The sequence below is a fragment of the Streptomyces sp. SID14478 genome, from assembly GCF_010548525.1.
GTDB lineage: Bacteria > Actinomycetota > Actinomycetes > Streptomycetales > Streptomycetaceae > Streptomyces.
On sequence record NZ_JAAGMG010001106.1, the window covers coordinates 1 to 12,651 of the forward strand.

Below are 12,651 nucleotides of genomic sequence, written 5' to 3' on the forward strand. Positions count from 1 at the left end.
GCGGGCGCGGTGGTGAGCAGCGCGGCCGCACAGCCGACGGCGGCGGCGAGCGCTGCGGTCATCGTCCGTCTCATGCGCCACAGGGTCGCGCGCGCCCGCCCCCGGCGACATGGACAAACGTGCCCGGCGCCTGGACATCTCCCTTGGCCGGGGCCCGTGCCGCGTGATGCCATGGGCCTCATGAGCCACAGCAACATCACCGTCACCACCTGGTCGCTGGAACAGACGTCCCCCTCCGACCTGCGGCCGTCGCCCCCGCCCGAGGGCGACGGCCTGCGCATCGTGCGCGCCGAGGTGCCCTCGCCGGAGTTCAGCCGTTTCCTGTACGCGTCCGTGGGCGGCGACATCAAGTGGATCGACCGGCTCGGCTGGACGTACGCGCAGTGGCAGGAGCAGCTCGGGCGGCCGGGCGCCGAGACCTGGGTCGCGTACGAGAAGGGGACGCCGGCCGGATACGTGGAGCTGGACGCGCAGGACGACGGCGTCGTGGAGATCGTCTACTTCGGGCTCGTCCCCGCCTTCCGGGGGCGGCGGATCGGCGGGCACCTGCTGTCGTACGGGGTCGCGCGCGCCTGGGACCTGGCCGAGCGGTGGCCCGGGCGCACGCCCACGAAGCGGGTGTGGGTGCACACGTGCAGCCTGGACGGGGAGCACGCGATGGCCAACTACGAGCGGCGCGGATTCCGGCTGTTCAGGACGGAGGACGGCCAGGAGCCGGACGTCGCCGCTCCGGGTCCGTGGCCCGGCGCCTTCCCGTCCGTCTGACCCCCATTACGGGCGTATGCCGCCTATCGCCCGCCCCGCATGTGACCGGCGCCACCACCGTCCGCATCTTGAGACATTCCCGTCCGGATTATGGACGATGGTGGACCGGGCCCAAAGTCCCGTGACACGCTTCCGTCATGTCTACAGCTGGAATCGCCTTGGTGAGTCGACGGCACGTCGACTTCGGCCGCATGTCCAGCGCCATCTGTCCGGCGCGCTGAGCTCTCAGCACCGCCGACGTTCCCAGCTCCACCTGATCTCTCAGCGCACCGCCGCGCCCTCGCGCGAAGTGTGCTGGTCAGAGCCGCACTGAGCCTGCCCTGAAGGACGTATATCCATGGCTGCCACCCCGGAAAAGCCCGCTGCCGCCGCGCCCCGCCGCAAGGTGAGCCGTCACCGTGGCGAGGGTCAGTGGGCCGTGGGCCACCACACGCCGCTCAACGGCAACGAGCAGTTCAAGAAGGACGACGACGGTCTCAATGTGCGGACACGCATTGAGACGATCTACTCCAAGCGCGGCTTCGACTCGATCGACCCCAACGACCTGCGTGGGCGCATGCGTTGGTGGGGGCTCTACACCCAGCGCAGGCCCGGGATCGACGGCGGCAAGACCGCGGTCCTGGAGCCGGAGGAGCTGGACGACGAGTACTTCATGCTGCGCGTGCGCATCGACGGCGGACGGCTGACCACCGAGCAGCTGCGCGTCGTCGGCGAGATCTCGCAGGAGTTCGCGCGCGGCACCGCCGACATCACCGACCGGCAGAACATCCAGTACCACTGGATCCGGATCGAGGACGTGCCCGAGATCTGGAACCGCCTGGAGGCCGTCGGACTGTCGACGACCGAGGCCTGCGGCGACACGCCCCGCGTCATCCTCGGCTCGCCCGTCGCCGGGATCGCCGCCGACGAGATCATCGACGGCACGCCCGCGATCGACGAGATCCAGCGCCGCTTCATCGGCAACCCGGACTTCTCCAACCTGCCGCGCAAGTTCAAGTCCGCGATCTCCGGCTCCCCGCAGCTCGACGTGGCGCACGAGATCAACGACATCGCGTTCGTCGGGGTCGACCACCCCGAGCACGGCCCCGGCTTCGACCTCTGGGTCGGCGGCGGCCTGTCCACCAACCCCAAGCTGGGCCAGCGGCTCGGCGCCTGGGTGCCGCTCGACGAGGTCCCGGACGTGTACGGCGGCGTCATCGCCATCTTCCGCGACTACGGCTACCGGCGCCTGCGCACCCGTGCCCGCCTGAAGTTCCTCCTCGCCGACTGGGGCGCCGAGAAGTTCCGCCGGATCCTGGAGGACGAGTACCTCCAGCGCAAGCTGATCGACGGGCCCGCGCCCGAGCAGCCCGTCGGCATCTGGCGCGACCACCTCGGTGTGCACCGGCAGAAGGACGGCCGCTTCTACGTCGGCTTCGCGCCGCGCGTCGGCCGCGTGGACGGCGCCACCCTCACCAAGATCGCCGAGGTGGCGGGCGCGCACGGCTCCGGCCGGCTGCGCACCACCGCCGAGCAGAAGATGATCGTGCTCGACGTGGAGGAGGCGCAGGTCGACTCCCTGGTCGCCGGACTGGAGGCGCTGGACCTGAAGGTCAACGCCTCGCCGTTCCGGCGCGGCACCATGGCCTGCACCGGCATCGAGTTCTGCAAGCTCGCCATCGTCGAGACGAAGGCGCGCGGCGCCTCCCTCATCGACGAACTGGAGCGCCGCATCCCGGACTTCGACGAGCCGATCACCATCAACCTGAACGGCTGCCCGAACGCCTGCGCGCGCATCCAGGTCGCGGACATCGGTCTCAAGGGCCAGCTCATGCTCGACAAGGACGGCGAGCAGGTCGAGGGCTACCAGGTGCACCTGGGCGGCGCGCTCGGCCTGGAGGCCGGGTTCGGCCGCAAGGTCCGCGGCCTGAAGGTCACCGCGGCCGAGCTGCCCGACTACGTCGAGCGCGTCCTCACCCGCTTCCGGGCGGAGCGCGAGGACGGCGAGCGGTTCGCCACCTGGACGGCCCGCGCCTCCGAGGAGGCCCTGTCATGAGCGAGCGCGCGGCCCCCTTCTACTGCCCCTACTGCGGCGACGAGGACCTTCGTCCGAACGAAGAAGGTCACGGCGCCTGGGAATGCGCGGCATGCAACCGAGCCTTCCAGTTGAAGTTCCTCGGGCTGCTGACCCGAGGTCTTCAGCGCAACGACGGTGGAGGGGAACAGATATGACGACGACTCACGTCGCCTCGGATACCGCTGAGTTGACCGACGAACAGCTCAAGGCGCTCGCCGAACAGGCCGGGCGCGACCTGGAGGACGCGTCCCCCCTGGAGATCCTCCAGTGGGCGACGAAGACCTTCGGCAAGAAGTTCTGCGTGACCTCGTCCATGGAGGACGCGGTCGTCGCCCACCTCGCGTCGCGGGCCATGCCCGGCGTGGACGTCGTCTTCCTCGACACCGGCTACCACTTCGAGGAGACCATCGGCACCCGCGACGCCGTCGAGGCCGTGATGGACGTCAACGTCATCACGCTCACGCCCCGGCGGACCGTCGCCGAGCAGGACGCCGAGTTCGGCCCGAAGCTGCACGACCGCGATCCCGACCTGTGCTGCGCGATGCGGAAGGTGAAGCCCCTGGAGGAGGGGCTCGCCGGGTACGCCGCGTGGGCCACGGGCCTGCGCCGCGACGAGTCCCCGACCCGCGCGAACACGCCGGTCGTCGGCTGGGACGAGAAGCGCCGCAAGGTCAAGGTCTCGCCGATCGCCCGCTGGACGCAGGACGACGTCGACGCGTACGTCACCGAGCACGGCGTCCTCACCAACCCGCTCCTGATGGACGGCTACGGGTCCGTGGGCTGCGCCCCGTGCACCCGCCGCCTCCTGGAGGGCGAGGACGCGCGCGCCGGACGCTGGGCGGGCCGGGCCAAGACCGAGTGCGGACTCCACGGCTGAAGCGGCCGGACCGGTGGAACCCATGCCCGACACACAGACTTTGGAGAAGCAAGTGACCGGAGCCACCATCTGGCTCACGGGTCTGCCGAGCTCCGGCAAGACCACCATCGCCCACGAGCTGGCGACCACGCTGCGTGCCGAGGGCCGCCGGGTCGAGGTGCTCGACGGCGACGAGATCCGCGAGTACCTCTCCGCGGGCCTCGGCTTCAGCCGCGAGGACCGCCACACGAACGTGCGGCGCATCGGGTTCCTCGCCGAACTCCTTTCCCGCAACGACGTGTTGACGCTCGTGCCGGTCATCGCCCCGTACGCGGACAGCCGCGAGGCAGTGCGCAAGCGCCACCAGGCGGGCGGCATCGCGTACCTGGAGGTGCACGTCGCCACCCCGGTCGACGTCTGCTCCGTACGCGACGTGAAGGGCCTGTACGCCAAGCAGGCAGCCGGTGAACTGAAGGGCCTCACCGGGGTCGACGACCCCTACGAGGCGCCCGACTCGCCCGACCTGCGCATCGAGTCGCAGAACCAGACCGTGCAGGAGTCCGCGGCAGCGCTGCGTGCGCTGCTCACCGAAAGGGGTCTCGCCGCATGACGACCGTAGTGACCGTCTCCGAGGAGACCGACAGCCCTTACGCGCTCAGCCACTTGGACGCCCTGGAGTCCGAGGCGGTGCACATCTTCCGCGAGGTGGCGGGCGAGTTCGAGCGGCCGGTGATCCTCTTCTCCGGCGGCAAGGACTCGATCGTCATGCTGCACCTGGCGCTGAAGGCCTTCGCCCCCGCCGCGATCCCGTTCTCCCTGCTGCACGTCGACACCGGGCACAACTTCCCCGAGGTCCTCGCGTACCGCGACCGCGTCGTGGCCGAGCACGGGCTGCGGCTGCACGTGGCGTCGGTGCAGGACTACATCGACCGCGGGGTCTTGCGCGAACGCCCCGACGGGACCCGCAATCCGCTGCAGACCGTGCCGCTGACCGAGAAGATCCAGAGCGAGAAGTTCGACGCGGTCTTCGGCGGCGGCCGCCGCGACGAGGAGAAAGCCCGCGCCAAGGAGCGCGTGTTCAGCCTCCGCGACGAGTTCTCCCAGTGGGACCCGCGGCGCCAGCGCCCCGAGCTGTGGCAGCTCTACAACGGCCGCCACGCGCCCGGCGAGCACGTCCGCGTCTTCCCGCTGTCCAACTGGACCGAGCTGGACGTGTGGCAGTACATCGCCCGCGAGAACATCGAACTGCCCGAGATCTACTACGCCCACGAGCGCCCGGTGTTCAGCCGCAGCGGCATGTGGCTGACCGCGGGCGAATGGGGCGGGCCGAAGGAGGGCGAGACGGTCGAGACCCGTCTCATCCGTTACCGCACCGTCGGCGACATGTCCTGCACCGGCGCCGTCGACTCCGACGCGACGACCATCGAGAAGGTCATCGCCGAGATCGCCGCGTCCCGGCTCACCGAACGGGGTGCCACCCGCGCCGACGACAAGATGTCCGAGGCCGCGATGGAAGACCGCAAGCGCGAGGGGTACTTCTAACCATGAGCACGACCACTGCTGCCGAAGAGCTCGCCGGTCTGTCGGCCACGACCCTGCTGCGGTTCGCCACCGCCGGGTCGGTCGACGACGGCAAGTCCACCCTCGTGGGCCGCCTCCTGCACGACTCCAAGTCGGTCCTCGTCGACCAGTTGGAGGCCGTCGAGCACGCCTCGCGTTCGCGCGGCGCCGCCGAGCCGGACCTCGCGCTGCTCACCGACGGGCTGCGCGCCGAGCGCGAGCAGGGCATCACCATCGACGTGGCGTACCGCTACTTCGCCACCCCGCGCCGCCGCTTCATCCTCGCCGACACCCCCGGCCACGTGCAGTACACGCGGAACATGGTCACCGGTGCCTCGACCGCCGACCTCGCCGTGGTCCTGGTCGACGCGCGCAACGGCGTCATCGAGCAGACCCGCCGGCACGCCGCGGTCGCCGCGCTGCTGCGCGTCCCGCACGTCGTCCTCGCGGTCAACAAGATGGACCTCGTCGACTACCAGGAGCCCGTCTTCGCGCGGATCGCCGAGGAGTTCACCGCGTACGCGAGCGACTTGGGCGTCCCGGAGATCACCGCGATCCCGATCTCCGCGCTGGCCGGCGACAACGTCGTGGAGCCGTCCGCGAACATGGACTGGTACGGCGGCCCGACCGTCCTGGAGCACCTGGAGACGGTGCCCGTCAGCCACGACCTCACCGGCTGCCACGCCCGCCTGCCCGTGCAGTACGTGATCCGGCCGCAGACCGCCGAACACCCCGACTACCGCGGTTACGCGGGCCAGATCGCCGCGGGCACGTTCCGTGTCGGCGAGTCCGTCACCGTCCTGCCGTCGGGCCGCACGTCGAAGATCGCCGGAATCGACCTGCTGGGCACCGCGGTCGACGTCGCGTGGACGCCGCAGTCCGTCACCCTCCTGCTGGAGGACGACATCGACATCTCGCGCGGCGACCTGATCGTGCCGAGCGGGGACGCGCCCGCCACCTCGCAGGACATCGAGGCGACCGTCTGCCACGTCGCCGACACACCCCTCGCCGTCGGCCAGCGGGTACTGCTCAAGCACACCACCCGCACCGTCAAGGCGATCGTCAAGGAGATCCCGTCGCGGCTCACGCTCGACGACCTCTCCCAGCACCCCGAGCCGGGCCGGCTCGTCGCCAACGACATCGGCCGCGTGAAGGTGCGCACGGCGGAGCCGCTCGCGCTCGACGCGTACGCCGACTCCCGGCGCACCGGCTCGTTCCTGCTGATCGACCCCGCCGACGGCACGACGCTCGCCGCCGGCATGGCCGGTGAGGCGTTCGCGAGCGCCCCCGAGGCCCCCGTGGCCGCCGCGTCCGCCCAGGACGACGAGGGCTGGGACTTCTGACATGACCCCCATCGACTACTACGGGACGTTCGCGAAGGAGGGCGGCCGCGTCGGCAGCGGCGCCCTCGGCAGCGGACAGGGCGGGGTCGCGCGATGTGCGCGATGACGTACGCGCACTGCCTGCGCGCCCTCGCCCCCCACGCCCCGCACCCCCACAGACGAAGACCGACCTGCCGACTGCCCGGCCCCCGCGCCCTCAGCGCGTGAGTGCCGCCGGGCCAACGAGAGGAAAGCCTCCCGTGCCTGCCACCCGATCGTCCTTCTTCGCGCGCCGCGGCCTGCTCGCCGTCGCCGCCCTGCCGCTCCTCGCGCTCACCGCGACGGCCTGCGGCTACGGCTCCGAGTCCGACGACAGCTCCAAGGAGAACGTCGCCGCCAAGGGCAAGGCCCTGTCGGCCGACTCCGTCAAGATCGGTTACTTCGGGAACCTGACCCACGGCACCGCACTCGTCGGCAACCAGAAGGGCTTCTTCCAGAAGGAGCTCAAGGGCACGAAGGCGAAGTACCAGATCTTCAACGCCGGGCCCTCCGAGATCGAGGCGCTCAACAGCGGTTCCATCGACATCGGCTGGATCGGCCCCTCGCCCGCCATCAACGGCTACACCAAGTCGCAGAGCAAGTCGCTGCGCATCATCGGCGGTTCGGCCTCGGGCGGGGTGAAGCTCGTCGTCAACCCGAAGAAGATCAAGTCCCTGGACGACGTCAAGGGCAAGAAGATCGCCACCCCGCAGCTCGGCAACACCCAGGACGTCGCGCTCCTGAACTGGATCGCCGAGAAGGGCTGGAAGGTCGACGCGAACTCCGGCAAGGGCGACGTGTCCGTGGTCCGCACGGACAACAAGATCACTCCGGACGCCTACAAGTCCGGCTCCATCGACGGCGCGTGGGTGCCGGAGCCGACCGCGTCCAAGCTGGTCGCCGAGGGCGGCAAGGTGCTGCTCGACGAGCGGGACCTGTGGCCCGACAAGAAGTTCGTGATCACGAACATCATCGTGAAGCAGTCGTTCCTGAAGGCGCACCCGGACGTCGTCGAGGCCGTGCTGCGCGGCTCGGTGAAGACGAACGCGTGGATAAAGGCCAACCCGGACGCCGCGAAGGCCTCCGCCAACAAGCAGTTGGAGAAGGACTCCGGCAAGGCACTGCCCACGGACGTGCTCGACCCGGCGTGGAAGTCCATCGAGTTCACCGACGACCCGCTGGCCTCGACCCTCGACGCCGAGGCCGACCACGCGGTGAAGGCGGGCCTCCTGGAGAAGCCGAACCTGGCCGGGATCTATGACCTCGCACCCCTCAACAAGGTCCTGAAGGCCGCGGGCGAGCCCACGGTCGACGACGCCGGTCTCGGCGTCAAGTAACCGCACAGGCAGCCGAGTTCCCAGGAGGTCACGACCATGGCAACGACTCTCGCCAAGGCGGCCGACGCCGCCGCGACCGGCGGCAGGGCGGCCCGGATCGAGCACGTCTCGAAGTCCTTCCCGACACCGGCGGGCTCCCAGCTCGTCCTCGACGACATCAGCCTCGATGTCGCGCCGGGCGAGTTCGTCACCCTCCTGGGAGCCTCCGGCTGCGGAAAGTCGACGCTGCTCAACCTGGTGGCCGGCCTGGACCGGCCGTCGGCGGGCAGCATCGCGACGGACGGGCGGCCCGCCCTGATGTTCCAGGAGCACGCCCTGTTCCCGTGGCTGACCGCGGGCAAGAACATCGAACTCGCCCTGAAACTGCGCGGAGTGGCGAAGGCGGACCGGCGCACCCGGGCCGAGGAGCTGCTCGAACTGGTCCGCCTGCAGGACGCGTACGGCAAGCGCGTGCACGAGCTGTCGGGCGGTATGCGCCAGCGCGTGGCGCTGGCCCGGGCGCTCGCCCAGGACGCCGGCCTGTTGCTGATGGACGAGCCGTTCGCGGCGCTCGACGCGATCACGCGCGACGTGCTGCACGGCGAACTGACCCGCATCTGGCGGGAGACGCACGTGTCCGTCCTGTTCGTCACCCACAACGTGCGCGAGGCGGTACGGCTCGCCGAGCGGGTCGTCCTGCTGTCGTCGCGGCCGGGCCGGATCGCGCACGAGTGGACGGTGGACATCCCGCAGCCGCGCCGGATCGAGGACGCGGACGTGGCCGAGCTCTCCGTCGAGATCACCGAACAACTGCGTGGGGAGATCCGCCGCCATGGCAAGGACTGAACCGACGGCCACCGTCGAGGCGGCCGAGCCCCTGACCAAGGACGACCTCGCCGGCCTGGAGGCCGGTCTGGACGCCCTGGACACCGTGCAGACGGGCCGTGTCCCGTTGCGCAGGACCTTGCGCGAGAAGGTCCTGCCGCCGCTGACCGCCGTCGTGGTCGTGATCGTGATCTGGCAGGCCCTGGTCTCGTTCAAGGTCGTCGACGATCCGACGAAGCTGCCCGCGCCGTCGGCGGTCTGGGACGAACTGCAGGACGCCTGGCTGAAGGGCGACCTGCTCGGCTACATCTGGACGAGCGTCTCGCGCGGTCTGCTCGGCTTCCTGTTCGCCCTCGTCATCGGTACGCCGCTGGGCCTGCTGGTGGCGCGCGTGAAGTTCGTGCGCGCCGCGATCGGCCCGATCCTGTCCGGCCTGCAGTCGCTGCCGTCGGTGGCCTGGGTGCCCCCGGCCGTCCTGTGGCTCGGCCTGAACAACTCGATGATGTACGCGGTGATCCTGCTCGGCGCCGTCCCCTCGATCGCCAACGGTCTGGTGTCCGGCGTCGACCAGGTGCCGCCGCTGTTCCTGCGGGCGGGCCGCACCCTCGGCGCGACGGGCGTGCGGGGCCTGTGGCACATCGTGCTGCCGGCGTCCCTGCCCGGCTACCTCGCCGGCCTGAAGCAGGGCTGGGCCTTCTCCTGGCGCTCGCTGATGGCCGCCGAGATCATCGCGTCCTCGCCGGACCTGGGCATCGGCCTCGGCCAGCTCCTGGAGAACGGCCGCAACGCCTCCTCCATGCCCATGGTCTTCCTGGCGATCCTGCTCATCCTGATCGTCGGTGTCGTGATCGACCTGCTGATCTTCAGCCCGCTGGAGCGCCGCGTCCTGCGCAGCCGCGGCCTCCTCGTCAAGAACTGAGCCGTCCCGTGCACCACTTCCCCGCCTCCCCCGTCCTGCTCGTCATCGCCCACGGCAGCCGCGACCCGCGGCATGCCGCGACGGTGCACGCCCTCGTGCGCGAGGTGCGGGCACAGCGGCCGGGGGTGCGGGTGGAGACGGCCTTCCTGGACTTCACCCTCCCTTCCGTCTCCGGGGTGCTGGAGTCCCTGGCCGCGGAGGGCGTACGCGACGTGGTCGCCCTGCCGCTCCTGCTCACCCGCGCGTTCCACGCGAAGTCCGACATCCCCGCGGTGCTGCGCGAGGCCCCGCGCGCGCTGCGCATCCGCCAGGCGGACGTCCTCGGCCCTTCGCCGCTGCTGCTGTCGGCGCTCGAACGCCGCCTGTACGAGGCCGGGTTGACGCCGGCCGACAAGCCCACGACCGGGGTCGTCCTGGCCTCGGCGGGCTCCTCCGACCCGGAGGCGATCGCAGTGATCGCTGATATCGCGCGGGAGTGGCGGCACACCGGTTGGTGCGCCGTGCGGCCTGCGTTCGCCTCCGCATCCCTTCCGCGCACGGCCGACGCCGTACGCGCCCTGCGCGACCTGGGCTGCGCCCGGGTCGCGGTCGCCCCTTACGTCCTGGCCCCCGGCCGTCTGCCGGACCGCATCGCCCAAGGCGCGGCCGGGGCGGACGTACTCGCGGACGTGCTCGGGCCCGCGCCGGAGGTGGCGCGCGTACTCGTCGAACGCTACGAGTCGGCGCTGGTACGGGAGTTGGCGGCACTCGGCGCCTAGAGTCCGTGGTGAGAGTTCCGGCTGCCCGTCACCCGCACAGCCGCTCCCCCAGCTCGCTCCGTACGTACCGCACGCTCCGGCCGCTCCGTGTCCGCAGCAGCAGGCCCGCGTCGTACAGGACCGACAGGTGCTGGCTCACCGCGCCCGGGGTCACGGCGAGGCGGTGGGCGAGTTCCGTCGTGGAGGCGGGTTCCGCGAGCAGGTGCAGGATGCGGGCGCGCGGGGCGCCCAGCAGGCGGGTCAGTGCCTCTCCGGAGACCGGGGGCGGGGTCTCGGAGATCGTCGCGCGGCCGCGTGCGGGATAGACGAGGAGCGGCGGCAGTGCGGGGTCGATGACCGTGTGGGCGCCCTGGGCGAAGAGCGTGGGGACGAGGGTGAGTCCGCGGCCACCGATGAGGATGTCGGCCTCGGGCCAGGAGTGCCGGTCGAATCTCTTGACGAGGGTGAGGATGTCGCCGTTCCAGCTCAGGCGGGGGTCGAGGCCCGCGAACAGGCCGCCGGCGCCCTCTTCGGCGAGGACCTTGCCGCGGTGGGCGAGGTCGGCCTCCAGGATGGTGTGCACGCGCGGCCACCAGTCCGGGGCGAGGCACTCGTGCCAGTAGGCGTCCAGGGCACCGACGATGCGGTCGAGCAGGCGGGCCGGGTCGGCGAGGCCCGCACGGATCACGGGCGGGAGCGGGTCACTGCCGTAGGCGGCGGTGAAGTGCGGCTCCAGCAGCGGCAGTCGGGTCCCTCGCAGCGCCTGCAACTGCTGGGTGAAGACGGGGCGGGTCCGCTCGGGGCGCGGGGTGAGGAAGTCCGGGATCCACAGGCGCGAGGCGATCAGCGCGGTGAGCAGTTCGGTGTCCTGCCGGGCGAAGGCGGGGCCGAGGCGGCGCTGCCAGGGCCGCTGGTGCGGGTAGCGGGCGGGGTCGCGCCAGCAGCGCAGGGAGTACACGGCCTCTTGGAGCGGCGAGTAGGCGAACGACGTGCGGGCGAGGTCGCCGACGACGAACCGGAACTCGATCACGTCCGCCACTCCCCTGACCCTTTAGCGCCACGCTAAAGGAATGTCGCGGCGCCCGGAACCCCGGTTCTGTGTGCTCATGACCACTTCGCCGCCCGGCACCTCCCGGGCCCCGGCGGCCGCGGCCGCGCCCACCACCCGCCTCGCCGGGATGCTCCCCACCGATCCGCTGCTGCTGCGCCTGTCGTTGCTGACGCTCCTCAACGCCTTCGGGCGCGGCCTCTTCTTCCCGGTCAGCGTCCTGTACTTCACGCGGGTCATCGGCCTGAGCCCGACGTCGGTGGGACTCGGGCTGACCGTGGCGGGGCTGTTCGGGATCGCGGCGGGGGTGCCCGCGGGGCGGGCCTCGGACCGGTGGGGCAGGCGGCCGGTGCTGACCGTGCTGTGGATCGGCTGCGGGGCGGCGCTGGCGGCGTACACCGTGATCGGCTCGTACGCCTCCTTCCTCGCGACGGCGATCGGCTACGCCGCGCTGAGCCAGGCGAGCATGGGCGTGCGCAACGCGCTCTACGCCGACGTGCTGCCCGCCGGGGCACGCGTGGAGGGGCGCGCGCATCTGCGGATGGTCACCAACGTGGGCATGGGCGTGGGCGGCGCGTTCGGCGCGCTGGCGCTGCAGGTGGACAGCCGGGCCGGGTACACGGCGCTGATCCTGCTCGACGCGGTGGCGTTCGTCGGCTCGGCGCTGATGGTGTTCCGGCGGCCGGGCGGCGCGGCGCGGCGGCCCGTGGACGACTCCCCGTCACCGAGCCGGTGGCGGGCGGTGCGCGATCTGCCGTACCTGTCCGTGACGTTCCTCAATGCCGTACTCGCCCTGCAGTACAGCCTGTTGGAGGTGGGGCTGCCGCTGTGGATCGTGCAGCACACCGACGCGCCGCGCTGGTCGGCGGCGCTGATCATGATCCTGAACTGTGTGCTGGTGGCGCTGTTCCAGGTGCGGGCGACCCGGGGCGTGAGCGACCTGCCGGGTGCGGTGCGGGCGATGCGCCGCTCGGGGCTGCTGCTCGCCCTGTCGTGCGCGGTGTTCGCGTGCACGGCGGGCCTGTCGCCGGTGGGGGCGCTGGCGGTCCTGGTCGTCGGTGCGGTGGTGCAGGTGCTGGCCGAGGTGCTGTCGGCGGCGGGCGGCTGGACCGTCGGCTACGGCCTGGCGGACGCCCGCGCGCAGGGCGTCTACCAGGGTGTCTTCAACTCCGGTCAGGCGGCGGCGACCATGGCGGCGCCCGCCCTGG

Annotated in this window: 13 protein-coding genes; 12 read left to right on the forward strand and 1 reads right to left on the reverse strand. The window is 71.3% G+C overall.

The genetic code is table 11. The features are described from left to right. The first annotated feature begins 180 nt into the window (after positions 1-180). The 11 genes from G3I40_RS35660 (at position 181) to G3I40_RS35715 (ending at position 10,416) form a co-directional block, all read left to right on the forward strand. A complete protein-coding gene (locus tag G3I40_RS35660; RefSeq protein WP_164558980.1) occupies positions 181-765 on the forward strand; it encodes a GNAT family N-acetyltransferase in 585 nt (194 codons plus the stop codon). Positions 766-1,102: 337 nt separating this feature from the next. Next, positions 1,103-2,800 (forward strand): nitrite/sulfite reductase, encoded by a 1,698-nt coding sequence (locus tag G3I40_RS35665; protein WP_164558981.1) that lies wholly within the window; start codon positions 1,103-1,105, stop codon positions 2,798-2,800. Further along, positions 2,797-2,976: a hypothetical protein gene (locus G3I40_RS35670; RefSeq protein ID WP_164558982.1), complete on the forward strand. Its 180-nt coding sequence runs from the start codon at positions 2,797-2,799 to the stop codon at positions 2,974-2,976. Before G3I40_RS35665 ends, G3I40_RS35670 begins: the two co-directional genes overlap by 4 nt. Continuing rightward, a complete protein-coding gene (locus tag G3I40_RS35675) occupies positions 2,973-3,698 on the forward strand; it encodes a phosphoadenylyl-sulfate reductase (protein ID WP_164558983.1) in 726 nt (241 codons plus the stop codon). Before G3I40_RS35670 ends, G3I40_RS35675 begins: the two co-directional genes overlap by 4 nt. A 22-nt stretch (positions 3,699-3,720) precedes the next feature. Further along, positions 3,721-4,287: an adenylyl-sulfate kinase gene (gene cysC / locus G3I40_RS35680; protein ID WP_164558984.1), complete on the forward strand. Its 567-nt coding sequence runs from the start codon at positions 3,721-3,723 to the stop codon at positions 4,285-4,287. Further along, positions 4,284-5,219, forward strand: a complete 936-nt coding sequence (cysD, locus tag G3I40_RS35685) for a sulfate adenylyltransferase subunit CysD (RefSeq protein WP_164558985.1) — start codon at positions 4,284-4,286, stop codon at positions 5,217-5,219. Before cysC ends, cysD begins: the two co-directional genes overlap by 4 nt. Before the next feature lie 2 nt (positions 5,220-5,221). Next, complete coding sequence (locus G3I40_RS35690; protein WP_164558986.1) at positions 5,222-6,580, forward strand: GTP-binding protein; 1,359 nt, start codon at positions 5,222-5,224, stop codon at positions 6,578-6,580. A 239-nt stretch (positions 6,581-6,819) separates the two neighbouring features. After that, positions 6,820-7,935, forward strand: a complete 1,116-nt coding sequence (locus G3I40_RS35700; RefSeq protein ID WP_164558988.1) for an aliphatic sulfonate ABC transporter substrate-binding protein — start codon at positions 6,820-6,822, stop codon at positions 7,933-7,935. 36 nt (positions 7,936-7,971) lie between these two features. Further along, a complete protein-coding gene (locus tag G3I40_RS35705) occupies positions 7,972-8,760 on the forward strand; it encodes an ABC transporter ATP-binding protein (protein WP_164558989.1) in 789 nt (262 codons plus the stop codon). Beyond that, positions 8,747-9,658, forward strand: coding sequence for an ABC transporter permease (locus tag G3I40_RS35710; RefSeq protein WP_164558990.1), 912 nt, complete (start codon positions 8,747-8,749; stop codon positions 9,656-9,658). The genes G3I40_RS35705 and G3I40_RS35710 overlap by 14 nt, the downstream gene beginning before the upstream one ends. 8 nt (positions 9,659-9,666) lie before the next feature. After that, positions 9,667-10,416: a sirohydrochlorin chelatase gene (locus tag G3I40_RS35715; RefSeq protein WP_164558991.1), complete on the forward strand. Its 750-nt coding sequence runs from the start codon at positions 9,667-9,669 to the stop codon at positions 10,414-10,416. 28 nt (positions 10,417-10,444) lie between these two features. On the opposite strand, the gene G3I40_RS35720 is transcribed toward G3I40_RS35715, so the two are convergent. Then, complete coding sequence (locus G3I40_RS35720; RefSeq protein ID WP_203645376.1) at positions 10,445-11,425, reverse strand: helix-turn-helix domain-containing protein; 981 nt, start codon at positions 11,423-11,425, stop codon at positions 10,445-10,447. Positions 11,426-11,501: 76 nt separating this feature from the next. Between G3I40_RS35720 and G3I40_RS35725 the strand changes: the two genes are divergently transcribed. After that, positions 11,502-12,651 (forward strand): MFS transporter (locus G3I40_RS35725; protein WP_164558992.1); only part of this gene is annotated, 1,150 nt, incomplete at its 3' end.

Coding starts and splice junctions, on each gene's coding strand:
- G3I40_RS35660 (WP_164558980.1), top strand. CDS start 181: ATGAGCCACAGCAACATCACCGTCACCACCTGGTCGCTGGAACAGACG.
- G3I40_RS35665 (WP_164558981.1), top strand. CDS start 1,103: ATGGCTGCCACCCCGGAAAAGCCCGCTGCCGCCGCGCCCCGCCGCAAG.
- G3I40_RS35670 (WP_164558982.1), top strand. CDS start 2,797: ATGAGCGAGCGCGCGGCCCCCTTCTACTGCCCCTACTGCGGCGACGAG.
- G3I40_RS35675 (WP_164558983.1), top strand. CDS start 2,973: ATGACGACGACTCACGTCGCCTCGGATACCGCTGAGTTGACCGACGAA.
- cysC (WP_164558984.1), top strand. CDS start 3,721: ATGCCCGACACACAGACTTTGGAGAAGCAAGTGACCGGAGCCACCATC.
- cysD (WP_164558985.1), top strand. CDS start 4,284: ATGACGACCGTAGTGACCGTCTCCGAGGAGACCGACAGCCCTTACGCG.
- G3I40_RS35690 (WP_164558986.1), top strand. CDS start 5,222: ATGAGCACGACCACTGCTGCCGAAGAGCTCGCCGGTCTGTCGGCCACG.
- G3I40_RS35705 (WP_164558989.1), top strand. CDS start 7,972: ATGGCAACGACTCTCGCCAAGGCGGCCGACGCCGCCGCGACCGGCGGC.
- G3I40_RS35710 (WP_164558990.1), top strand. CDS start 8,747: ATGGCAAGGACTGAACCGACGGCCACCGTCGAGGCGGCCGAGCCCCTG.